This window comes from Clostridioides sp. LIBA-2809, from assembly GCF_056688965.1.
In genome coordinates this window covers 715159-737798 of record NZ_CP197004.1, presented here as the reverse complement: position 1 = coordinate 737798, position 22640 = coordinate 715159, and the positions used below count along the sequence as shown (strand labels likewise).

Here is a 22640-nt window from a genome sequence, read left to right as displayed (position 1 = left end):
AATTTTAAATTTAGCTACTTGTACACAGTAAATATATATAAATAGTGTCAAATTTCTTTTGTATTATATTGCTTAATTTTATGAAATATTTTGTACTCAGCTATCTACTTTTGGATACTTGTCCAGTAGCTCTCCTTCCTTTTATATTTTTTAATTTTAAATATTGTATTTCAATTTCCTTTAGCTTTTTATTTCTTAACTAAAAAAATAATGTTAATTGTAATTTTAAGATTCTACTTTCGGATTTAATTGTAATTTTCTATATAATTATATTTTGCTATTTCAGCAGTTTTTTTATCTATATCTACTTTTTTAAATTTTTACATTAATCATATTATAAATAATCAATATATTTCGATATATATATACATCTGTACAAGATATATACTAAAATAATACACAAAAACTCTACTTTAGTAGAACTTCAAAACACAAAATACGCTAATTTAATATATTTTTCTTGTTATAAATAAATAAGTAAGATAAAACATACTTAAAATAATTGAATAAAAGCTACTATAATTACACAGAACATCATACAATTAAAACCTTCTTTAGCATATGATTATATTTTTCTTAAAATTAAAAAACACTATACTCTAATTCTATTTTAGTAGAATTTTTTTGTCAATAATAATATTGAATATTAGATAAAAAATATAAAAAAATGGAATTATATAAAGAGTTTAACAGTCTTACAATAATTCCAAAATATTATTTCTATGAAAATTTTGATACCACAAGCAACTCAACTTTAAGCGCATAAAGTAAAAGTTACTCTTTATTTAATAAAACTTGACAAGAAAAGAATTCATCACCATTCTACTCTAATAGAGCCTCTTTGTCAATAAATAATAAAATTATTTTCAAAATATTTCCATTCTTCATTCTTATCTGTTATTATTTTATAAAATATTACTTAATCAGTGGTAATTTTAGTATTGTTTTTATTCCTTGACAATCAGTACTCATAATATCTAACTTGCCTTCATGTGCATTGATAATACCTGCAACTATCAAAAGACCTAGACCATGATTTTGACCTTTTGCATATGCTTCACTTAAGCCATTTTGTGATTTTAATAAATAATTAATCTTTTCTTGGCTCATCCCTTTTCCATCATCTTCAACAATTATATAGCAAAAATCCAAATCTGATTTAGAAATCACCTTTATATTACAACCTTGCTGATTATGAGTTATACTGTTTTGTATTAAGTTACTAATAGCTCTCTTTAACAATTTTTTATCTGCATTGATGGTAATATCTTCATTCAATATATCAAGCTCTATATAAAAATCATTATCCAAATTATTATTTATAAATTCAGAAACAAGCTCTCTCAAAAACACAGAAACCCTAACCTTATCACAATTTAATGGTTGCATATTATACTCAAGTTTAGACACCAAATTAAGGTCATTTACTAATTCTCTAATTTTAACACCTTGATTACATATAATAGATGCTTGTTCTTGCTCTCTTTGAGAAAGACTACTGCTTTCTTCAAGTTCTCCAGAATATCCAATTATCATTGAAAGTGGTGTCCTTATATCATGAGATATTCCTGCAATCCAGTTAGTCCTAGCTTCCTCTTTCTTTCTAAGCTTTTCATTTTTCATTTGTAACTCTTTAGACACAGTATTAATAGATTTTGAAATATCGCTTAATATCCCCTTTTCTTGAAGAAGTACTGGCTCACCCTTTGACATAAGCTTTATACCAGTAATAATTGGCTTTATGGATTTAACCATTTTTAATCCTATAAATAAGGCTAGTAAAAATGTAATTATTGCATTAAACAGAAGCATACCTATTATCATCATAGGAAATTGACTTATTTCGTCAATAGTATAGGTAAGGTTGAATTTAGTATATTTATCCTTGGGATACCCCGTTACTAAGGTTCCATTTGGATGTTCCCATACATACACAGGATAATCTTTTAAAAAGAACCTTGAGAACTTAGCTACATCTGTCAAAGTATAATGGTCTGGAATTTCTTTTGGCAAATCAAAGCCCCATACTCTATCTCCATTGTCATCAATTAGCATTGCCCATACTTTATTGCTATGTAAAACTCCCTTACTAGAATCATCTAGAGTAAATTTTCCATCTTTTAAAATTAATTTATCTTCAAGCATCATCAAGTTTGCTCTTATTTCCTTACTATCACTTTGATTTAAATCACCTGAATACTTAGATACAAATGTCATATATGAAAACATGAATAAACCTAATATATTTAATATAATAAAAAGCAACGAAATCAAGATACTTGAACCTATAAATCTCCTTAATATATACTTTACACTATCCAAAATTAAATCACTCCTCTTGACTTCCTTCATTCTTATCTAAAATTAATTAATTATCAACTTATATCCAAGCCCTCTTACTGTAAGAAGATGCTTAGGAGAAGATGGAGTCTTTTCTATCTTTTCTCTAACCCTTCTGATATGAACCATAAGAGTATTTTCATATCCATACATATCATCTCCCCAAATAGCTTGACACAGTGAGTCACTAGTAACAATTCGCCCTTTATTTTCATACAACTTTAAAAGTAGTGAATGTTCTTTAGCTGTTAAAGAAATCTCTTGTCCATCTTTTTCAACAGATGCACTATTTAAATTTACAACAACAGAATCTCCTAATCTAAATATTGGTAACTCATCTTCTTCTATAGACACATATACACGATTTAATATCCCCACAAGTCTTAAAGTAAGTTCCTTTGGTAAAAATGGCTTTACTATATAATCATCAGCCCCTAGACCTAAACCAATCAATCTATCCTCATCTTCACCTCTTGCAGAAAGAAAAATCACTGGTATCTTAGATGTCTCTCTAATTTTTCTCATAATGGAAAAACCATCGCCATCTGGTAAAACAACATCTAAAATTGCACAATCTGGCTTTATATTTTTAAATACTCTAACAGCTTCCTCATAACTCGATGCTAAAAATATTCTACTAAATCCCTCTTTTCTTAGGATTTCATCTATCATTTTTAATAATTCCTTGTGGTCATCCACCACAAGTATTTTTTTATCTTTTATTGATTCCATAATTATCACCCTTTTTTAGTATATCATAGACCCTTTTTCATGACTTTACCTCAACAGACTATTTAAGGTTATTGTAAGGTAAACGTCAGCTATCTGAAATGTAACCAAGTTATTATACTAATATAAGCTAAAAAAAACAATAAACACAGGTTAAAAAAGGGGATGAAATATATGGAAATGATAATTAGAACACAAAGACTTTCAAAGGAATACAATAAAATATTTAGAGTAAGGGATGTAGACCTAAGAGTTCCAAAAGGAGCTGTATATGGCTTTCTAGGTCCTAATGGAGCAGGAAAATCTACCACACTTAAAATGTTACTTGGACTTGCAAAGCCTACACAAGGAAATATTAATATTTTAAATAAAGAACTAAATGAGAAGAATAGAATATCAATTTTGAAGGACATTGGTTCATTGATAGAATCTCCATCATACTATGGACATTTAACAGGTCTTGAAAACATGACTATCATGCAAAAACTCTTAGATTTACCTAAAAGAAATGTAAATGAAGCACTGAAAATAGTAAGACTAGAAAACCAAAAGGATAAAAAAGTTAGTCAATACTCTCTAGGTATGAAACAACGTCTTGGTATTGCCATGGCTATAATGAAGTTTCCTAAATTATTAATACTTGATGAGCCTACAAATGGGCTTGACCCAGCAGGAATTGAGGAAATTAGAGAATTAATAAAGTCACTACCAGAAAAATATGGTATGACAGTTCTAATATCCAGCCATCTTTTGAGTGAAATTGACCAGATTGCCACATCAATAGGAATAATAAACCATGGTGAACTTGTTTTTCAAGATAGCATAAAAGAACTTCATGATAGAGGACAAAGTCATATTGCTATCAAAACACAAAACCTTGTATCTACACAAAAACTATTGAACAATAAAGGATATATGTCACTTATACAAAATGGATACTTGACTATTGAAAATTTAAAGGACTCAGATGTAGCCAAAGTAAATAGTATGCTTGTCAACTCAAATATTGATGTATTCAGAATAGAAGAGCATAAAAAGAGCTTGGAAGACATATTCCTAGAACTTACTGGTAAGGCGGTGACGTTATAATGAAATATCTTGGTCTAGAATTTTACAAACTTAAAAGAAAGAAAATTATTCTGATGACCTTTTTATTTGTAGCTGTTGAAATAATGTGGTGCATCATGAATTCAAGCAGAGCTATTACACGTAACCCAGATATGCTAGGTGGATTTGAATATTCATATATGATTATGAGTTTTACAAGTTTAAATGGTTTATTCTTTCCTATTCTAATAGCAATAATTACATCACGTATAAGCGATATAGAGCATAAGGGAGATACATGGAAACTTTTAAAATCTTCTGTAACATCCTTAAATAGTATTTATTCATCTAAATTTTTATGTTCTGCTATTTTGGTATCTGTACCTGTATTGATGCAAGTATTATCTATTATCCTATTTGGACATTTTAGAGGAGTTACTGAGCCACTTTCCATATTTTTACTTTTAAAATATTCATTAGGAACAATTCTCGTAAATATTGCTATAATTGCACTCCACTTATGGATTGCAACTGTAATCCCAAATCAAATGATTGCAATTACATTTGGTATGGTTGGTAGTTTTATAGGTTTGACATCAGGATTGTTTTATCAAGGTATCCGTAGATTGTTTATATGGTCTTATTACCTAGAATTATCACCTCTGAGTTATGCTTATGATACTGTTGCAGGTTCATCTGTTTACAGAACTGATATGAATTTTTCTATTACAATTTTAATTTTCTTGATTGGAATGTTAATTTATTATATTGGAAGAAATCATTTATTAAAAAAAGAAGTATAGGAGGGGTTTAAATGTTAAGGAAATCAGTTTTGGGAGAAATCCTAAAGTTAAAAAATTCTTTTATATGGTATGTATTATTAGCTTTACCACTTATAAGTGTATTGATTGGTTGTGGTAACTTTTATCTAAATCAGGGTATACTCACAAAACAATGGTATAGCTTATGGACTCAAGTTAGTCTTTTTTATGGGGAATTTTTCTTTCCTATCTTAATAGCAATCTTTTGTGCTTATATTTGTAGGCTTGAACATATGAATCGTAATTGGAATAATATAATGACATTGCCAGTTAATCTAAAAAATATCTTCTTATCTAAGCTTGCAGTAGTTTCAATACTTACAGCTATTACACAAATTGTATTTGTTATCTTTTACATAGTTGCAGGAAATATGTTTGGCTTTCCTGATAGTATACCTAAAGAACTTACTGGTTGGATTGCTAAAGGCTGGATTATTTCTATTTCAATAGCTTCTATACAGCTATATATGTCTATTAAGATAAGAAGTTTTGCAACTCCTATTGGAATCAGCCTTTGTCTTTCTTTGTTTGGTATGGGTTTAATAGTGGCTAAACCTTCTATTGGTATCTTTTTTCCTTATTCTATGCTAGGAAGTGCAATGGGAGTTATAAAACAATCTGCTTTAAATATTAATGATACTTTGGTTACAATATGTGTTGCATTTATTACTACTATAGTGTTTGCTGAAATTGCCAATAGAAATTTTAAGAAAAATGATGTTATTTCTTAATAGCTAATATATTAGAATCAAATATATTAATAGTAAAGATTTTATTTAGAATTAAAACCATCTATTATAATTCAAATACTTATTTTATCTAATTATATTTGAATTATAATTAGATGGTTTATTTATTATATATTATATTTATTTGCATATTGTATATTTATTTTTATAAAGCAATTATTATCTTAATGTTATATAATCTTATTTTTTATCATATTTTTTTGTATATTACTTTAAAATATTTAGTGTTAAAAAATGACTTTCACCACGTGATATGGTAAAATACAGGAAAAGCTTATATATATTTTTATGAGGAGGGCATATAAATATGTTTGCATTTGGATTTAGTTTGGTAATCCTTTTATTAGTACTGCTGTTAACAGTAGGTATATTTGTGGGTATTATAAAAAAAAATAAGCCAATATTAGTTACATCTTCAGTTACTTTATCAATAATACTTATTACTATAATTGTAATTTGGAATTTAATTCCTGATGCATGGTAATAAGCTTATTTATATAACTATATACTTAGGCATTAGTATTCAGACATAATTGTATAACTCAAAAAGAGTTTTAATATTATTTGGAGGAAAAATATGAATACCATAGATTATGAAGATAGCAAAATAACAACACTTTGGAATGAATATGCAAACACAAGAAATAGTGGCTTGAAAAAGTTAGCAAACAAAAAACTAGACCTTATGATTGAATACATACTGACATTACCTGAAAGTAAGCAGAAAAATTTTGTTACATATATTTGCAAGGAACGTTTTGATAAAAATAGTATAAAAACATTTCAACAACCTCTAGTTGTTAAGTTAATTTTTCCAATAGTCAAAAAGGCTATTTTAAATGAGGAAATGCCCTTTCTTAGATGGGGATACCAGTTGGATATTCCTATTTTTTTGGATAATGAAGAATACTACTCTTCTGAGGATATGTTAAAAGACGCCTTAAGGTTAGATAACAAAGATATTAAGTCTGTAGAATTATTATTAAATAAGTATATAGATGGGCTCTGGTTTGCCTCTCACCATATACAAGAAAGTGTGATTCTAGGTACTAAAGAAAATATTAAGTATAATTTAGACGAATTGGACAAACTACTTACAAAATATAAAGAAAGATTAGGTTCGTATAGTGAATACTTAAAGGAAAAAACTTATTATCAAGAGTTGTATGACTTATGGTTTCAATATGATAAAACTAGTAAAGATATTTCATTCCCTGAATGGTTAGAAATTAGAGGATACAACTATTATTGGTGTAGTGCTTTTTATTATAAAAAATAATAGAAGCTTACTACTCTACTCTCCTAACTATATACTTTTTATTTAAAGGCTATATATCTGTTACTTAAAAGTTATATGCTTGATATACAATTAAAAGTATAAAGGTTCATAATAATATTATTATTTAAAATTATTTATTATTATACTAAAGGTTTAATGTAAATCTGACTACTATATTATATAATGAAAGTTAATTAAATATAGCTAAAAAATTATTAAATATGATGAATAAATATTTAACTTTTGTGAGGTGTAATTAAAATGATAATTAGACAAGAAAAAGAAAGTGATAAAAATAAAGTGTATGATGTTATTAAGTCTGCCTTTGAAAATGAAGAAATTTCTGACCACGATGAGCATAATCTTGTTAATCGTTTAAGAACTAGTGATAACTTTGTGCCAGAACTTTCAATAGTAGCTGAGCATGATGGAGATATAGTTGGTCATATTTTATTTACAGAAATTAAGGTTGGGGATAGTGTCCTTTTAACATTAGCTCCTGTATCAGTTTCTCCTAGTATGCAAGGTAAAAAAATTGGTACAAAGCTAATTGAAGAGGGGCATAAAGTAGCAAAGGCAAAAGGATATAAGGGTTGTGTTGTCTTAGGGCATGACAAGTATTATCCTAAGTTTGGTTATCAGGTAGCAAGTAAATTTAATATAGAAGCTCCATTTGAAGTTCCAGATAAAAACTTCATGGCTCTAGAATTATTAGAAGGTGGATTGCAAGGAATCTCTGGTGTTGTAGAATATGCAAAGGAATTTTTTGAGTAGTCTTTATAAGTTTGGTATAAAAGAAATAATAATCTTATGTATAATATTTAGATGACTCTATAATTTCAAATAATTGATTTTTAGTCATCTAAATTTATTTTATAATACTAGTACTAGAAAGGATGTTTGAATATGTTTGAATCAAGATGTGGTGTTTGTTGTAATAGCTGTACAAAAAAAGAGCAAGTGAATTGCACTGGCTGTCCAAATATGGAAAAGCCATTTTGGGGTGGAGAATGTAAGGTTAAAACTTGCTGTGAAGATAAGGAGCTTAATCATTGTGGGGAATGTGACACTTTCCCTTGTGATATGCTTTTAAATAAGGGTAAAGACCAAGGTTTTGACCCTATGGTAAATATTGAGCAGTGCAGAAAATGGCTTGAGGAGACAGTTTCTAATTAATTATCTTAATATATTTTGTTGAGTAGTATATTTAGATAGATAGATTTACATAAAGTTTACAACTAAAAAAGAGTCAACTATTCGTTTTTATCATTATTTAAAATGAATAGTTGACTCTTTTACTGATTCCTAAACTTCTCTAAGTTCTTTTAATCTTTCCAATACCACCACTTTAGTTTTTCTGATTCTGGATTTTCAGTTGATGCAAAATATACTGCACAACGATATACATATAGCTGACATCTATCTATATGATGTCCACGCATTAAACATTCTTTTTTATACATTTCTATTGGATTTTCATCTTTAAGTGATTCGATTGTTGTATATCCCAACATCATTAAAGATTCTTCTGTTGCTTTCCCTACCCCTGGAATTTTCTGTAACTCACCCATATTACACCTTCTTTCTGAAGTCTATTTTTTGAATAAAACTTTCACCCATTAAAGGTTTTTCCCCATTACTATTTTAAAATAAAACCCTTTACAAGTTACTCCACTATGTAATATTTTTATTCCATAGAACCTTCATAAGATTTACTCCTATATTTTAAATGTCTCTCTGAAATTTTTCTAATTTTCATATTATATTTATTGTATCATATTAATGATTTACCTTAATAAATATATCTTATAAAATATCTCTCTATACTCCATTTACAGACTTTCAAAAAATTCCTTATAATTCAATTATTCTATCTGAAGCTTCTCTTATCCTTTTCATTAGATATATGAGAATATTATCTCAGTACTACTATTTATCAACTTTCTTTCAACGATTTGTACATCTTTTAATTTTTCCAACTATATTTCTAAAGTCTTTTTCCTTATTCATCTAAATTATCTTTCCTTATCTGTTTCTAAAAATAATTAATAAACATCCTTTTTCTAATTTATATAGTAATATATATAACTATTTATACAATTATACATAACAAAATTTAAATCGAGTATTTTATTTTAACTGTCAAATATTATTTAGATTTTTAGTTCAAGATATCCTTATATTGCTTTATTAATAATTGAAACATGCCATTTCATTTTTAAACTATATCATTTCATTTTGAAATGCAATATAGGAAAATAAAATACCACTACTAATACTACTTAAGAAAAGGTTTTTATAAATTCTTATTGAATCGATTCGATTCTCAATTAAATCGTAATAAATTACACAAAAAAATAAAAAAATAGTATTAATCTGAAAAGTTGGCATATTTTGTGCTTTTATAACTTAGTATAAATCTAAAATCAAATAAGGAGAAAAAAATGAATAAAAAACAGTTGATGAAATTCTTACTTGTTGCAGCTATACCAATAATCGTATGGAGCTTACCTGCACCACAAGGATTAAAAAAAGAAACTTGGGATATTGTTGCTTTATATCTAGGTTTACTAGCAGGTCTTGTTATTAAACCATTTAAAGAACCAATCCTCACTTTAATCATTGTAGGTGTAGCACTTATGTTTATGGACGAGTCAATACTACTTCATGGATATTCAGATAAGATGACTTGGTTTTTAGTTGTTGTAACTATTGTCTGTACAGCTTTTGTAAAGACAGGATTAGGAAAACGTATGGCATATAACCTTTTACTAAGAGCAGGAGATTCTACTCTAGGGCTTGGATACTTAATGATGATAAGTGATTTAATACTTAGCCCTGCTACAGGTTCAAATTCATCTAGAACAACTATTATATACCCTATATTTAGAAATATAGCAGAAGGTGCAGGTTCTAAACCTGATGATGAGCCTAAAAAATTAGGTGCATATTTAACAGTATTAACATATGTAGTATCTCAAGGGACAGCAGCATTATTTTTGACAGGTATGGCAACTAATGCGATAACAGTTTCTTTGGCGGCAAGTATGTTAGGTGTTAACTTAACTTGGGGAACTTGGTTTATGGCATCAGTCGTACCAGCAGGTTTATTCTTACTAGTAGCACCACTTATAGTATATAAGATATACAAACCAGGTTTAACTCATTTAACAGATATTAAACCACAGATAAGAAAAGATTTAGAATCATTGGGTACTATTACAAAACATGAAAAGATATTAGTCGTATTCTTTATTCTTGCAATTCTTGGTTGGATGTTTGGTGAAAAAATACCTTTTATAAACTTAAATATGCAGGTAGTAGGATTTGTATTCTTAGCATTAGTCCTTATAGCAGGTATTTTAGATTGGGATGATGTTATTGGTGCTAAAGGAGCATGGAATATATTTATATGGTATGGTGCATTTTATGGTATTGCTGGCTCATTAGCTGATGCAGGTTTTTACACTTGGTTAGCTGATAAATTGGGGGCTGTACTTAATCTATCAGATGTAAATGGATTATTAGTTACAATAGTTCTGTTATTAGTAAGTTTAGCAGTTAGATACTTCTTTGTATCAAATAGTGCTTTTGTAGCATCTTTTTATCCTGTACTATTTGCAATAGTTTTATCCACTAAAGCAAATCCAATGGTAGTTACATTATTACTAGCATTCTTCGCAAGTTATGGAGCTTTATTGACTCATTATGGAAATGGAGCTGGTCTTATAGCCTTTGCATCAGGATATGTATCTCAAAAAGACTTTTGGAAAGTAGGTACTATCATGGTAATGGTTGCATTGGCAATATTCTTAGTAATAGGTTTACCTTACTGGAAGATAATTGGATTATGGTAAGTACACATCAAATTTATATATTGGAGATGAATAATTATGCTAGATTTACTTATTGTAAATGGTCATGTGATAGACCCTAAAAACAATGTAAATGGAAATAAAACAATTGCTATATACAATGGAAAAGTAACTGAATATAACCATGGTGATAAAGCAAAACACACAATAGATGCAAGAGGTAAATTTGTTTTTCCTGGGTTGATTGATGCACACGCTCATATGTTTGCAGATGGAACTGAAATTGGTATATATCCAGATAGTACATATCTTCCAACAGGCGTTACTAGTGCAATTGATTGTTCAGCAGGAGTAGCAAATTACCAACTATTTAAATCTTCAATTGTGGCTAGGAGTAAAGTAAATATAAAAAGTTTCTTGCAAGTTTGCTCAGCAGGTTTGGTAACTACTAGCTACCATGAATGTATTGACCCAAAGTATTTCAATCATAAAAAAATAGAACGAATATACAATGAAAATAAAGATAATATATTAGGTCTAAAAATAAGATTAAGTGAAAATTTAGTAGAAGGTCTAGGAATAGAGCCACTAAAAGAAACTATTAAAATAGCTGAAAAAATAGGATGTCCTGTTGAAGTTCATTGTACAAATTTACCAGTTCCTACAGAAGAAGTATTAAACATATTAAGACCAGGAGATATATTTGAACATGTATATCAAGGCGTTCAAAATACTATCCTCGACCCAAGTGGAAATTTATATGAATGTGTGAAGAAAGCAAGGGAAAGAGGAATCATATTTGATACAGGAGAAGGTCGAAAACATGGGGATTTTGAAGTCATGTTAAAAGCAAAGGAACAAGGATTTATAGCTGATATTTGTAGTACAGATTTGGTGTTAGATAGCATGTTTAGAAGACCTATATTCTCTCTGCCAAACCTTATGTCTAGATACATATGTATGGGAATAAGTCTATATGATGTTGTGAAAATGACAACACAAAATCCAGCTAAACTTATGAAAATGGAAAATCAGATAGGATGTTTATCAGAAGGTGCAAATGCTGATGTAGCGATATTTGACATCATGGATGTTAAACAAGTTTATACAGATTGGAAAGGTAGTAAATTCGAGGCAGATAAATTATTAAAAACAGAAATGACCATCAAAGATGGATTTATAGTATATTGTGCCCCAGATTACATATATGAAAATTAATTAGGAGGAAAAAAATGGGTTGGAAAATATTATTACCACAAGAAATAATGCAAGAAGGAAGAGATTACTTAGAAAGTAGAGGACATGAACTAATAACTGGTTCAGGTATGGATACTAAAGATATAATAAATGATATAAAAGGTATTGATGCAATTATAGTTAGGTTATCTAAAATAACGAGAGAGGTATTTGAAGCTGCTGATAACTTAAAAGTAATAGTACGTCATGGAGCAGGATTTGATACTGTGGATTTAGAAGCAGCAAAAGAATTTGGTGTTCAAGTATTGTATTGTCCAGTAGCAAATAGTACTTCTGTTGCAGAGGTAACACTAATGTATATGTTATATTGCTCTAGAAATTATACAAAAGTAAGAAAAAGCTTTATAGATGACTATTATAAAGCTAAATTAAGAACTCCTAAATGTGAGCTTGATGGAAAAACTGTAGGAATTATTGGATGTGGAAACATAGGTTCAAGAGTTGCTAAGATGTGTATGGATGGATTTAATATGAAAGTGGTTGCATATGACCCATATAAATCATCTAAAGACTTCCCAAAAGGTATAGAAGTAACTAGAGATATAAACAAGATATATAAAGAAAGTGATTTTGTTTCTGTTCACTGCCCAACAACTTCTATTACTAAAAATTTTATAGGAAAAGAACAGTTTAATATGATGAAAGAAACAGCATTTTTTATAAATGCAGCAAGAGGAAGTGTCGTAGATGAGCAAGCCTTATATGAAGCATGTAGAGATAATATTATAGCAGGTGCTGGTTTAGATGTATTACAACAAGAACCAGTTGATTCCAAAAATCCTATCCTGTATTTAGATAATGTTGTGGTATCCCCTCATATAGGAGCAGCAACTAAAGAAGCTACCAATAGAGCCTCTTTACATTCTGCAATTGGAGTTAATGAGGTATTTGAAGGTAAAAATCCTACATGGCCAGTAAAATCAATAAATTGGGACAATGCAACTATATACAATGATTAGTAAACACTTAATGATTAGTAAACACTTATTAGGAGGAATTTAAAATGACAATAGGAAATAGAGTATATTTAAAAAGAGATTTACCAGATAAAGAACTTGTAAAAAGATTTAGCGTATTACCAGCAGCAAATGTTGGAGATTGTATGTATAGGTCAAGTGCATTAAGTTCACAAATAAGGTTAATGTCTTCACCAAAAAACAAAATGTGTGGAGTTGCATTAACAGTAAAATCAAGACCAGGAGATAATTTAATGCTTCATCAAGCTCTTAATATAGCTCAAGAAGGAGATGTAATAATACTATCTAATAATGGAGATAGAACACAAGCTATTATGGGAGAAATAATGTACAAATATCTTTCAGATTTCAAAAAAGTGGCTGGAATAGTAATAGATGGTCCAATAAGAGATATTGATGTTATATCAAAGTCTAATTGTCCAATATATGCTACAGGAACTACTCCAGGTGGTCCGTATAAAGAAGGTCCTGGTGAGGTAAATGTACCTATATCTATAGGTGGAATTGCTGTTAATCCAGGAGATATAATACTAGGAGACCAAGATGGTGTAATAGTAATTCCTAAAAATGATGCAGTAGACCTTATTGAGAAGGCAGAAGCAAATGCTCAGCAAGACCATGCTAAGGTGCTAAATGCTTCTGAGGGAACTGCAAATAGAGATTGGGTAAAAGAAACGTTAGAAAAAAAAGGTGTAGAAATTATAGATGATGTTTACAGAGCTTAATAATAAATGACCTTTGCTCTATGTCTATAAAATCTTTATATATATAAAGATTAAAATACGATTAACTATCAATTTAGTTAATCGTATTTTTAGTTTATTTAATGAAAATTTTATTTAACTACTATCTTATTCATTATTATTCTATCTTATGAACATCTTATTTAACTACTATCTTATTCATTATTATTCTATCTTATGAACATCTTATTTAACTACTATCTTATTCATTGTTATTCTATTTTATGAACATCTTATTTAATTATTATCTTATTTAATTACTATTCTATCTTATGGACATCTTATTTAACTACTATCTTATTCATTACTATTCTATCTTATGAACGTTTATTTAATCACTATTTTACTTAGCAAGTATTTAATTTGAAAGAGCATACTTTTTAAGTTTACGCCAGAGTGTAGTCGTACTAATCCCTAATTGACTTGCAGTAGCAGATTTTGCTCCATTATTTTTCTCTAATGTCTCAAGAATTAATTTTTTTTCATAATCCACAATTTTATTATCTACCAAAGTAGGAGAATAATCTATTGTGGTTGCTGAATTTATATCCTTTCTAAAATGTGGTTCAGAAATTAGTATATCAGAAACTAAATACTCATCTATAAAATTATCATCACACATAACTACCAATCTTTCTACTATATTTTTTAGCTGTCTTATATTACCAGGAAAATCATATCTACTTAATATTTTAAGTGCAGAATCAGATATTGACACTGGTTTGTTATATTGAGATATAATAGCATATGTCAGTTGTTCTATATCTTCTTTTCTCTCTCTAAGAGAAGGTAAATCCAATTTCAACACACAAAGCCTGTAAAATAAATCTTCTCTAAAGTTATTATTATCAATCTGCTCCACTAAATTTTTATTAGTAGCTGTTATAACCCTTACATTAATAGGTACAACTTTAGTATCACCTATTCTAGTAACTTCTCTCTCCTGTAATACTCGAAGCAGTTTTACTTGTACATCTTTAGAAATCTCTCCTATTTCATCTAAAAATATAGTTCCATTATGTGCTAATTCAAAGACACCTGCTTTCCCTTCATTTCTAGCACCTGTAAAAGCACCTTTTACATACCCAAACAGTTCACTTTCAAGTATGTTCTCAGGTATCGCTGCACAGTTTATAGCCACAAAAGGTCCATCAAATCTATTACTGTAATTATGGATACTTTGAGCAAATATTTCTTTCCCAGTACCAGATTCTCCAGTAATTATAATTGTAGAATCAGATTTAGCAAATTTCTTTGCCATGTTTACTGAGTGCATCAATGTATCACTTGAACCTAATATATCGTTAAAAGTACTCTTTGCACAGTGAGATTTTGAAATCAAACTTTCTCTTATTTCTTTTTCTGTAGATTGAATATTTTCTATGTCTTGTATAGTTGCAACACATCCAAAATGTAAATTATCAATTATAATAGGAAAACAGTCAAATGTAAGAGAAGAACCTTTAAAATTAATTATGTTGTTGCATAGAGAGTGTCCATTTTTAAGTGAATCTAAAATATCACTAGAGGTTAAATAATCTTTTATAAATTTATCAACTTGGTTAAATAGCAACCTTTTTGCTTGATTATTTATAAAAAGTGGTGAGTGATTTTTATCAATGGCAATTATACCACTATGAGTACATTCTAAGATTTCTTCTGTAATAGAATTACTTATTCTCTTTTCAATCCCTATGTTATATAGATGAATTGCTTCATTTATAGATGCATGAATAGAAGATTTTTCAACTTCCGTCTCTATACAAGGCTTATTGTATTTAGAAGTGATTTCTTTTGTTGTTTTTCCACCTATGAAAATCTCAATGCCATTGTCAATTAATTCTTTTATTTTATGTTCAAACTCATAAAGAGAGTTTAATTTAGGTATTTCCAAATCAAAATTTGAGATTTCTTTGAATCGCTTAGCAGTTTTATATGATGATTCTAGACCTATAAATCCTACTTCCGAAGAATATTTAAGTGCTTTTTTATATGAATAAAATATGTCTTCGTATTTGTATCCAATGTCTACTATGGGTATTGAAACATGATTACGCAATAAATCAACATTTTGACCACGAGTAATTATTACTTTAGTACCAAGATTGATTAGATTGTCTGCTAGTTCTATGGTTTCTTTACCTGTAGCAATATATGATGGAATTTTTATGTGTAATTCTTCAAGCACTTCATATACAGTATCTGAAAATAGCTTAGAAGGAGCAATAACTACTATCTTGTTTTTCATCTTATAAAACCTCCTTTTATTAGTTCTTATATAACTGGTTTCTTATTTTATTTAAAGTTTCTTTATAATTTCATCAAGAATATAGGAATTATAAAGAAACAAAGTTCTAGTTCATTATAGTATATTAATTTTTTATTCTAGTTAAATTTAATAGTTAATTTAATGATTTAGTATGAGAATTCTAGTATATCTTTTTATTTCTAGTTAATATCAAAATTATTTTATATTAAATTTACACAGTTAAAAAGAGTCTTATAATTGTAAATAAACCATTACAAAACTCTTTTTAGACTATAAATTATATTATATGTAAGCTTCTTCCCAATTTACTACCCAGTTTTCCAATGAGTCTATCTTCTCTGCCGTTAACTCCTCTTCATGAAATGACACTAATAAATTCTTTATAAAAATATTCTTCAAAAGGCTTTGTACATTTCTTGATATAAATTCAAAGTACGTATTTTCTTTGATTGCAACTGTATAATACATACATTTACTCGTTTCTTGTACATATAAGAATTTTTTCTTTGACAATCTTGATAAAGTTTTTAAAGCTACTTTCTCTGGTAAATTATGCTCTTCCTGCATATAATCAATAACCTCATATGAATTTGTTTTTATATCTAAATTCCAAATAAATTTCATAATAACTAACTCTAATTTTGATAATTTTTTTAAACACATAGTTATCACTCCACTTCCTTATCTATATAATTAGATATTACAGTAATAATTTCACAAAATCAATTACAATAATTATTATATACTGTAAAAATAATAAAAAAATATTTATAATGTAATAAAGTTCACAATTATTATATTTTTCAACTTAAGTATTATAAAACTTTCAAATTGTAGTATATAAACTATTGTCTAAAATACTTGTAATACTCTATTTCATATCTAAATCAAAGATACAATTTAGAATAAATTATATATTTTACTATGTTTGCTTGACAGTATTTTTTTTAGAGCATAAAATAGTACTTGTTAGATAACAATTACTATTTTAAGGAGTTGAGCTTATGCCACCTAAAATAAAAACAGATAGAGATGCAATCATAAATGCAGGATTTGAAGTAGCAAAAAATGAAGGTGTTACTGTCATCACTGCTCAGAAAGTTGCACTAGTACTAGGTACATCAGTTGCCCCAATTTTTCGAGAATTCCAGACAGTTGAAGATTTGCGTGTTTCTGTAGAGGAAAAAATCCATACATTTCATACTCAATATATCAGTGATTACTCTTTAGATGATTCTGATTTTTTAACTTATGGACTTGGATATATTAACTTTGCCAAAGAATACCCAAATTTGTTTGAAGCTATTATGCAACACAGTACTATAAATTATAATTTAGATGAACAGGCATCCAAACAACTTGCTTTTGTGGTGAATAGTGCTGCTAGTGAAGGTTCGCTTAGTTTTGAACAGGCAAAAGAATTATTTTATAACATATGGATTTATACTCATGGTATTGCTTGTTTAGTCTACAAAGGAAGTCTAACTCTTACAGTTGAAGAAGAAAAACAACTACTTATTACTGCTTTCAATGCTTTTATTACAAAGTACAAAAAGTAAGAGTACATATCATTAAAAATAAAGGTAAGATTATCTCAAGATTAAAAATATAAACTAAAGGAGACTTATTTATGAAAGCTTTCTATACTTTTGTACAACTATGTAGTATTATCATATTTGCTACATTGTGTTCTTTTACGCCCACTGCCATATCATACTTTCTTCTTATAATTTTGATTCTTAGAATGATTCTATTTATACGCCCTACAAAAGGAGAAAAAATACAAGATTTTCAAGAACCTCAAAAGATTTTGTTGGTTATTGATATGCAAGAAGCTATGTGTGGAAAAGATGGAATTTATCCTCAAAAAGAGGAATTTGTAAGTAGTGTAAATAGAGTTATCATTGAAGCTAAAGAACAAGGACAAAAAATAGTATATATCTGTCAAGAATTTAATCACTTTGATTTTCTATTTTGCCTTATTTCAATGGGTGGTTGCCTTTTTCAAGGGTCAAAGGGAGCTTCCATTTGTAGTGATTTAAATGTCGAAAATAATGAAGTGTTTGTTAAACATCAGCAAGATGCCTTTACATCCAAAAGTTTTAGTGAATACCTAAAAGAAAATAGAGTTGATACAATCTCAATTGTTGGATTAGACTCATCAGCTTGTGTTTATAAGACAGCATTAGGAGCAATAAACAGAGGGTACCATGTTAATATCATAAAGAATGGTGTTCTTGGTAAGAGTGTAAATTCTACAGAAAAGGCTTTGAAAAAATTATCGACAAAGGGTGTTTCAATTTATTAGCCCAGAAATAGTAAGTTTTAATTAATGGCAATTAGTGAACTAAACTAATTGTCATTAATTCTATAAAATCATAATTAAACTAATTTGTTAACTCAAAATACTAATATAGTATTATACCACATTTCCTAAAGCTTACCTGCCTTAGTTGCAAAATGTGTTACACCTAAACATCCAATGGCTTTGACCAATACTTCTTGAATGATTACCTTTTTTATCACATTATACTTTGTTTTATTTTTTAATAAAATTTAACATCATACAATCGTATTACATTAGCTTTATATTTGACTTTGTAACTTAAAAGTGCTAGTTTAAATGTATTAAATATACTTTATCTAAGGAGATGTACGTATGGTAATAGTAAACATAACATATACAGTTGAACTAAATAAAATTGAAGAAAAACTAGATGCACATATAGAATTTTTAAATAAATATTATACAAATAACAAATTTATATGCTCTGGAAGAAAAAATCCTAGAGTAGGTGGAATAATTTTATGCAATACTGATAAAGAAGAAGCTAATAAAATTATACAAGAAGACCCTTTTTATATTAATAAGCTTGGTGATTATGAGATTATTGAATTTGAAGCATCAAAGATTAATAATAAATTAATAGCTGAAAAGTTAAAATATTTATAGATTACATAAATAAAGTTATTAATTTAATAATTAAAATTAACTACTAAAATGCCCTTATAATTCTATTTAATGATTATATGGGCATTTATTTTATGCAAAATCTCCAATAGCTATTGCAATAGCTACTTTTCCAGATAAATCTTTAATATCATTGGCACTTATAATAGGTTCTTTGATAGAGTTACCTATATTATTTTTAGTTACTAGAATTTTATTAAAAATAAAAGGTATGAACAATGTGATTAGCAACTAACTTCGACTTTACAGATATGTTCGTAATAAATTTAATATCCTTACAACTTAAAAATTTAATATCAAAATTAATATCTTTACAACTTAATAACATCTTTAAAACTTAACAATATCCTTAGAATTTAAATAAATAGATTCTAAGGATTTTTTTATTATTTATCTTTAATTTTCCTGCTTCATATTCAAACATGATTTTAAGTAATTTAAGAAATTATTGTAGATTATTTTAAATCACATAATACTATTTGATAATAATACTATTCAATAACTATATTTTTTAATGCCTCAGTTACATTTTTTTGAAACAATCCGCCATGACTAAAAATTACTTCCTCTATATCATAATTGCTTATATTTTTGATAGCATCTGCCAACTCTTGTTTGTTGCTATGCATCACATCAACTGGCTCGAGTTCCCCATCCTTTATTTGTAACAAATCTCCAGCAATAAGTACTTTAGATTTCTTTAAATAAAGGCATATATGACCTCTAGTATGCCCACCTGTATGTATAACTTCTACTTCCTCACCTAAATTTAAAACTTCATGGTTATCCAAAGACACATCTACTTTAGTGTATGATGACTTAAATCCAAGTCCCATAACATTTAACATACTAAGCATCTTATTATCAATATTGTCCACCATTTGCTCTAACATATAAAGTTTATAAGGCGTTTCTTCCCCTGTTATATAGCTAACTTCACTTTTGTATGCGTATACTTTGATATTATTCTCAGACTTTTCTCTTAAGTAATTTATATTTCCTATATGGTCTATATCATGATGAGTGATTATTATATTTTTTAATTTATTGAAGCTTGTATTACTTTTGTTAAGAGCCTCCATTATCAACTCCCCTTGCCCTGGCAGACCAGTATCGACAAGAGTTGCCTCATCTTCTGTATAGATTACAGGAATATACATAACTTTATTTTCGCCCAATACATGTGATGAAACTTTTAAAACATCTAATCCTTTTGTTAAGTTCATAATATTTCTCCTTATAATTACTTAATTAGAGGTCAATTTAATTAAATAAATTGAAAAAACATAGATTATCCTCTAGTTATATTTTATTAATAAAAAATTGTTAATACCTAGTATATCACTTAAGTTGAGGGATTACTCGACTTGATTTTTTTGTTATTTTGTGGTATAGTAATTAGTATAGAAGTAAGTAATTATAAGCTTTACAACCACTTTTATTTTTTCTTATTATTCTTTGATTTACTCTCGTATTTATATTATTAAAACTAAAAGAATATGAAAAAATATTACACTACATTATAGATGATTATTTATAAAGAAAAGAATATTATTTAATTAATAAAATTTAATTAATAAAAAACATTAGCCATATGACTAATGTTTTTTTAATTTATATGCATATTGATTCATTTATATGCATGTTAATTCATTTATATAACTCCTTAGATTTCTGTTTTAATAAGGTGATTTTTTGAAAATAATTTGAAATACAGCTCACAATACACACAATCATCCCCATAATTGATAAATAATCAATGAAAAACAAAATTATTGGGCGTTCTTTATCAAAGAATACAAACTGATTAACAAGAAACATATAATCTATAATGTTTTGCTGTACAAATGCATAAACACCATAAACAACTACCACAGTAGAAATGATTCGCAAAATCCAAACTCTAATCTTTGAATTTTTAATATAAAACACACTACTTACAGTATTTATCATGATTCTCCAGTGAAGACCAAGATGTATTGACATCAACACAAATCCCCAATAAGAAGCAAGTAAATGTACTGTTCTAGCTAATGATACCCCATTATGTATTGGTAGAAAAATAAAAACATGATTTGATAGAATTATTCCACTGACCATTAAACACATCATACAAACAAGTAGTAAAACATTTACTATCAGTAAGATAATTCTAGTGCATGAATACCGACCTTTTAGTATATTTTTATACCATCTATAATTTAAAATATTATGCAGAATGAATATAATAAATATCACCAATCCCAGCCATTCATGTGTAGACTTACCCACCAGTTCATATGCCATTATAATTGGTAACATTCCAATCATTCCAACATCAAGAAGGATTTGCAAGATTCTTTTTGGGGACATATTTAAGCACTCCTTTAAAGTATATAACTTTACATTTTTTCTATAGTAACTCTAACTCCCTTCTCCATATTACTCAACTCTTCTAAACCAGATTCAAAATGCCCCATAGGAATCAATCCATTGGCATAAGGTTGGTCTTTGTAATATATTGCTAGATTGCCCCAAGGACCATAACATGTAATATCTCCAATATCTGGGTTATAGCCACTAGGTGCTTCTTTTTGAGAAAGTTCTGTTGGAGTATAGGCAATTTTTTCTGCACCTGCAAAGTCATCAAAGGAAACTGTTATTGGAAGCTGAACAATCAAACTTTGTGTAGTTGGATTATTTTCAAGCACAGCAATTGCTTCTTTATCATCAAATGTTAACTTAATACGGATTTCATGTTCATTTATTTTATCAGGACTATTTACTTTGTCAATAGAGTTTACTTTATTCGTAGAATTTACTTTATTAGTAGCATTTATTTTATCAGTGGCATTTGTACTTTGATTATTTGGGACTTGAGATAGTGCATTTAAATCATCTGCCTTTGTTTTAGCTGATGATGTATTGTTACATGCTGATAAAACAAAGCTACTAGTTAATATAGCTAAAAATATAATCCATTTTCTTATTTTACGCATACAAAATCCTCCTTTTATCTATAAGTAAATCTCGTTTGTCAATCAATGAAGTTCATGTTTTTCAACAATTTATTTTCTTATATGTTAGTTTTATTAAATAGATTTTCCCATTTCGTAAGCCTTTTTCAGTATATTTGTATCATTTTTAATTGCACCAATTTGGTCTAAGCCAGTCCCTCTTACTACACCAGCCAATCTTGCTTTTTCAAAACAGTCAATCCATCCCTGCAACCCTTTAAGTGCACCATCCATGGCACTTTCATTAACATCTGCTGCTGTTGCAAGTAGATAAATATCACTAAAAGCATACTCAGCTGGAAAAATTGGATTTGTTCTATCCAAAAGTGTTTTCATCTGTCCAGTCATCTCATAAAAATATATTGGACTAGCAAATACAAGTACATCAGAATTACACATCTTTTTAATAATGTCATTTGCATCATCTTTTAGTACACATTTACATGTTGTTTGGCAAGCAAGACATCCAGTACAAAACTGAATGTTTTTATCATATAGAGTAATCTTTTCTACTTTATTACCTTGTTCTCTTGCCCCTCTTGCAAATTCATCTGCTAGTTCTTCAGAGTTCCCATTTTTTCGTGGACTAGTAGATATTATACAAACATTTTTTCCCATAATTTTATTCCCCTTTTCAATTACTTATT

24 protein-coding genes are annotated in these 22640 nt (G+C 28.2%); 14 read left to right on the top strand and 10 right to left on the bottom strand.

Going from position 1 to position 22640, the window contains the following annotated elements:
* Positions 1-915: 915 nt before the first annotated feature.
* Both ACTG44_RS03775 and ACTG44_RS03770 read right to left on the bottom strand, forming a co-directional pair.
* Complete coding sequence (locus tag ACTG44_RS03775) at positions 916-2322, bottom strand: sensor histidine kinase (RefSeq protein ID WP_479921328.1); 1407 nt, start codon at positions 2320-2322, stop codon at positions 916-918.
* 42 nt (positions 2323-2364) lie between these two features.
* Entirely contained in the window at positions 2365-3072 is a 708-nt protein-coding gene (locus ACTG44_RS03770) for a response regulator transcription factor (protein WP_479919855.1), read from the bottom strand.
* 171 nt (positions 3073-3243) lie between these two features.
* Between ACTG44_RS03770 and ACTG44_RS03765 the strand changes: the two genes are divergently transcribed.
* The 7 genes from ACTG44_RS03765 to ACTG44_RS03735 all read left to right on the top strand — a co-directional run bounded on the left by ACTG44_RS03765 (position 3244) and on the right by ACTG44_RS03735 (position 8141).
* Entirely contained in the window at positions 3244-4158 is a 915-nt protein-coding gene (locus tag ACTG44_RS03765; RefSeq protein ID WP_479918183.1) for an ABC transporter ATP-binding protein, read from the top strand.
* Positions 4158-4919: an ABC transporter permease gene (locus tag ACTG44_RS03760; RefSeq protein WP_479921327.1), complete on the top strand. Its 762-nt coding sequence runs from the start codon at positions 4158-4160 to the stop codon at positions 4917-4919. Before ACTG44_RS03765 ends, ACTG44_RS03760 begins: the two co-directional genes overlap by 1 nt.
* Positions 4920-4930: 11 nt before the next feature.
* The gene (locus ACTG44_RS03755) at positions 4931-5668 is read left to right on the top strand and encodes an ABC transporter permease (RefSeq protein WP_479921326.1); all 738 of its coding nucleotides are present in this window, start codon (positions 4931-4933) and stop codon (positions 5666-5668) included.
* A gap of 325 nt (positions 5669-5993) precedes the next feature.
* Positions 5994-6170, top strand: a complete 177-nt coding sequence (locus ACTG44_RS03750; protein ID WP_021383324.1) for a hypothetical protein — start codon at positions 5994-5996, stop codon at positions 6168-6170.
* 93 nt (positions 6171-6263) lie between these two features.
* A complete protein-coding gene (locus ACTG44_RS03745; protein ID WP_479918180.1) occupies positions 6264-6965 on the top strand; it encodes a hypothetical protein in 702 nt (233 codons plus the stop codon).
* A 261-nt stretch (positions 6966-7226) separates the two neighbouring features.
* Positions 7227-7739, top strand: a complete 513-nt coding sequence (locus tag ACTG44_RS03740) for a GNAT family N-acetyltransferase (RefSeq protein WP_479921325.1) — start codon at positions 7227-7229, stop codon at positions 7737-7739.
* Positions 7740-7871: 132 nt separating this feature from the next.
* Positions 7872-8141, top strand: coding sequence for a DUF3795 domain-containing protein (locus ACTG44_RS03735; protein ID WP_479921324.1), 270 nt, complete (start codon positions 7872-7874; stop codon positions 8139-8141).
* Between the two features lie 149 nt (positions 8142-8290).
* Here ACTG44_RS03735 and ACTG44_RS03730 read toward each other — a convergent pair whose 3' ends face one another.
* Positions 8291-8536, bottom strand: coding sequence for a helix-hairpin-helix domain-containing protein (locus ACTG44_RS03730; protein ID WP_479921323.1), 246 nt, complete (start codon positions 8534-8536; stop codon positions 8291-8293).
* 873 nt (positions 8537-9409) lie between these two features.
* On the opposite strand from ACTG44_RS03730, the gene ACTG44_RS03725 reads away from it, so the two are divergent.
* From ACTG44_RS03725 to ACTG44_RS03710, 4 genes are read left to right on the top strand one after another with little or no spacing between them, the layout of a single operon-like run.
* Positions 9410-10822 carry a DASS family sodium-coupled anion symporter gene (locus tag ACTG44_RS03725; protein WP_479921322.1) on the top strand — a complete coding sequence of 471 codons (1413 nt, stop codon included), beginning with the start codon at positions 9410-9412 and terminating at the stop codon, positions 10820-10822.
* Positions 10823-10858: 36 nt separating this feature from the next.
* Complete coding sequence (locus ACTG44_RS03720) at positions 10859-11998, top strand: amidohydrolase family protein (RefSeq protein WP_479921321.1); 1140 nt, start codon at positions 10859-10861, stop codon at positions 11996-11998.
* Between the two features lie 14 nt (positions 11999-12012).
* The gene (locus tag ACTG44_RS03715; protein ID WP_479921320.1) at positions 12013-12996 is read left to right on the top strand and encodes a hydroxyacid dehydrogenase; all 984 of its coding nucleotides are present in this window, start codon (positions 12013-12015) and stop codon (positions 12994-12996) included.
* A gap of 44 nt (positions 12997-13040) precedes the next feature.
* On the top strand, positions 13041-13739 hold the full coding sequence (locus tag ACTG44_RS03710; protein ID WP_479921319.1) for an RraA family protein: 699 nt from the start codon (positions 13041-13043) through the stop codon (positions 13737-13739).
* Between the two features lie 376 nt (positions 13740-14115).
* Here the strand turns inward: ACTG44_RS03710 and ACTG44_RS03705 are convergent, their stop codons facing one another.
* Positions 14116-16005, bottom strand: a complete 1890-nt coding sequence (locus tag ACTG44_RS03705; protein WP_479921318.1) for a sigma 54-interacting transcriptional regulator — start codon at positions 16003-16005, stop codon at positions 14116-14118.
* Between the two features lie 303 nt (positions 16006-16308).
* Positions 16309-16689, bottom strand: coding sequence for a BlaI/MecI/CopY family transcriptional regulator (locus tag ACTG44_RS03700; protein ID WP_021383312.1), 381 nt, complete (start codon positions 16687-16689; stop codon positions 16309-16311).
* A gap of 341 nt (positions 16690-17030) precedes the next feature.
* Here ACTG44_RS03700 and ACTG44_RS03695 point away from each other — a divergent pair, with 341 nt between their 5' ends.
* The 3 genes from ACTG44_RS03695 to ACTG44_RS03685 all read left to right on the top strand — a co-directional run bounded on the left by ACTG44_RS03695 (position 17031) and on the right by ACTG44_RS03685 (position 18979).
* Positions 17031-17585 (top strand): WHG domain-containing protein, encoded by a 555-nt coding sequence (locus tag ACTG44_RS03695; protein WP_021383334.1) that lies wholly within the window; start codon positions 17031-17033, stop codon positions 17583-17585.
* A gap of 71 nt (positions 17586-17656) precedes the next feature.
* Complete coding sequence (locus tag ACTG44_RS03690; RefSeq protein ID WP_479918177.1) at positions 17657-18334, top strand: cysteine hydrolase family protein; 678 nt, start codon at positions 17657-17659, stop codon at positions 18332-18334.
* Positions 18335-18685: 351 nt separating this feature from the next.
* A complete protein-coding gene (locus tag ACTG44_RS03685; protein ID WP_479921317.1) occupies positions 18686-18979 on the top strand; it encodes a YciI family protein in 294 nt (97 codons plus the stop codon).
* A gap of 90 nt (positions 18980-19069) precedes the next feature.
* Here ACTG44_RS03685 and ACTG44_RS03680 read toward each other — a convergent pair whose 3' ends face one another.
* The 5 genes from ACTG44_RS03680 to ACTG44_RS03660 form a co-directional block, all read right to left on the bottom strand.
* The gene (locus ACTG44_RS03680; RefSeq protein ID WP_479918175.1) at positions 19070-19216 is read right to left on the bottom strand and encodes a hypothetical protein; all 147 of its coding nucleotides are present in this window, start codon (positions 19214-19216) and stop codon (positions 19070-19072) included.
* 272 nt (positions 19217-19488) lie between these two features.
* A complete protein-coding gene (locus ACTG44_RS03675; RefSeq protein WP_479921316.1) occupies positions 19489-20223 on the bottom strand; it encodes an MBL fold metallo-hydrolase in 735 nt (244 codons plus the stop codon).
* Positions 20224-20647: 424 nt separating this feature from the next.
* A complete protein-coding gene (locus ACTG44_RS03670; protein ID WP_479921315.1) occupies positions 20648-21349 on the bottom strand; it encodes a DUF4405 domain-containing protein in 702 nt (233 codons plus the stop codon).
* A 29-nt stretch (positions 21350-21378) separates the two neighbouring features.
* Positions 21379-21975 carry a cyclophilin-like fold protein gene (locus tag ACTG44_RS03665; protein ID WP_479921314.1) on the bottom strand — a complete coding sequence of 199 codons (597 nt, stop codon included), beginning with the start codon at positions 21973-21975 and terminating at the stop codon, positions 21379-21381.
* A gap of 93 nt (positions 21976-22068) precedes the next feature.
* Complete coding sequence (locus tag ACTG44_RS03660; protein ID WP_479921313.1) at positions 22069-22611, bottom strand: flavodoxin family protein; 543 nt, start codon at positions 22609-22611, stop codon at positions 22069-22071.
* Positions 22612-22640 lie beyond the last annotated feature (29 nt).

Excerpts from the sequence above, each read along its gene's own strand:
- ACTG44_RS03770 (WP_479919855.1), bottom strand. The coding sequence starts at position 3,072 with ATGGAATCAATAAAAGATAAAAAAATACTTGTGGTGGATGACCACAAG.
- ACTG44_RS03765 (WP_479918183.1), top strand. The coding sequence starts at position 3,244 with ATGGAAATGATAATTAGAACACAAAGACTTTCAAAGGAATACAATAAA.
- ACTG44_RS03760 (WP_479921327.1), top strand. The coding sequence starts at position 4,158 with ATGAAATATCTTGGTCTAGAATTTTACAAACTTAAAAGAAAGAAAATT.
- ACTG44_RS03755 (WP_479921326.1), top strand. The coding sequence starts at position 4,931 with ATGTTAAGGAAATCAGTTTTGGGAGAAATCCTAAAGTTAAAAAATTCT.
- ACTG44_RS03750 (WP_021383324.1), top strand. The coding sequence starts at position 5,994 with ATGTTTGCATTTGGATTTAGTTTGGTAATCCTTTTATTAGTACTGCTG.
- ACTG44_RS03745 (WP_479918180.1), top strand. The coding sequence starts at position 6,264 with ATGAATACCATAGATTATGAAGATAGCAAAATAACAACACTTTGGAAT.
- ACTG44_RS03740 (WP_479921325.1), top strand. The coding sequence starts at position 7,227 with ATGATAATTAGACAAGAAAAAGAAAGTGATAAAAATAAAGTGTATGAT.
- ACTG44_RS03735 (WP_479921324.1), top strand. The coding sequence starts at position 7,872 with ATGTTTGAATCAAGATGTGGTGTTTGTTGTAATAGCTGTACAAAAAAA.
- ACTG44_RS03730 (WP_479921323.1), bottom strand. The coding sequence starts at position 8,536 with ATGGGTGAGTTACAGAAAATTCCAGGGGTAGGGAAAGCAACAGAAGAA.
- ACTG44_RS03725 (WP_479921322.1), top strand. The coding sequence starts at position 9,410 with ATGAATAAAAAACAGTTGATGAAATTCTTACTTGTTGCAGCTATACCA.
- ACTG44_RS03720 (WP_479921321.1), top strand. The coding sequence starts at position 10,859 with ATGCTAGATTTACTTATTGTAAATGGTCATGTGATAGACCCTAAAAAC.
- ACTG44_RS03715 (WP_479921320.1), top strand. The coding sequence starts at position 12,013 with ATGGGTTGGAAAATATTATTACCACAAGAAATAATGCAAGAAGGAAGA.
- ACTG44_RS03710 (WP_479921319.1), top strand. The coding sequence starts at position 13,041 with ATGACAATAGGAAATAGAGTATATTTAAAAAGAGATTTACCAGATAAA.
- ACTG44_RS03705 (WP_479921318.1), bottom strand. The coding sequence starts at position 16,005 with ATGAAAAACAAGATAGTAGTTATTGCTCCTTCTAAGCTATTTTCAGAT.
- ACTG44_RS03700 (WP_021383312.1), bottom strand. The coding sequence starts at position 16,689 with ATGTGTTTAAAAAAATTATCAAAATTAGAGTTAGTTATTATGAAATTT.
- ACTG44_RS03695 (WP_021383334.1), top strand. The coding sequence starts at position 17,031 with ATGCCACCTAAAATAAAAACAGATAGAGATGCAATCATAAATGCAGGA.
- ACTG44_RS03690 (WP_479918177.1), top strand. The coding sequence starts at position 17,657 with ATGAAAGCTTTCTATACTTTTGTACAACTATGTAGTATTATCATATTT.
- ACTG44_RS03685 (WP_479921317.1), top strand. The coding sequence starts at position 18,686 with ATGGTAATAGTAAACATAACATATACAGTTGAACTAAATAAAATTGAA.
- ACTG44_RS03675 (WP_479921316.1), bottom strand. The coding sequence starts at position 20,223 with ATGAACTTAACAAAAGGATTAGATGTTTTAAAAGTTTCATCACATGTA.
- ACTG44_RS03670 (WP_479921315.1), bottom strand. The coding sequence starts at position 21,349 with ATGTCCCCAAAAAGAATCTTGCAAATCCTTCTTGATGTTGGAATGATT.
- ACTG44_RS03665 (WP_479921314.1), bottom strand. The coding sequence starts at position 21,975 with ATGCGTAAAATAAGAAAATGGATTATATTTTTAGCTATATTAACTAGT.
- ACTG44_RS03660 (WP_479921313.1), bottom strand. The coding sequence starts at position 22,611 with ATGGGAAAAAATGTTTGTATAATATCTACTAGTCCACGAAAAAATGGG.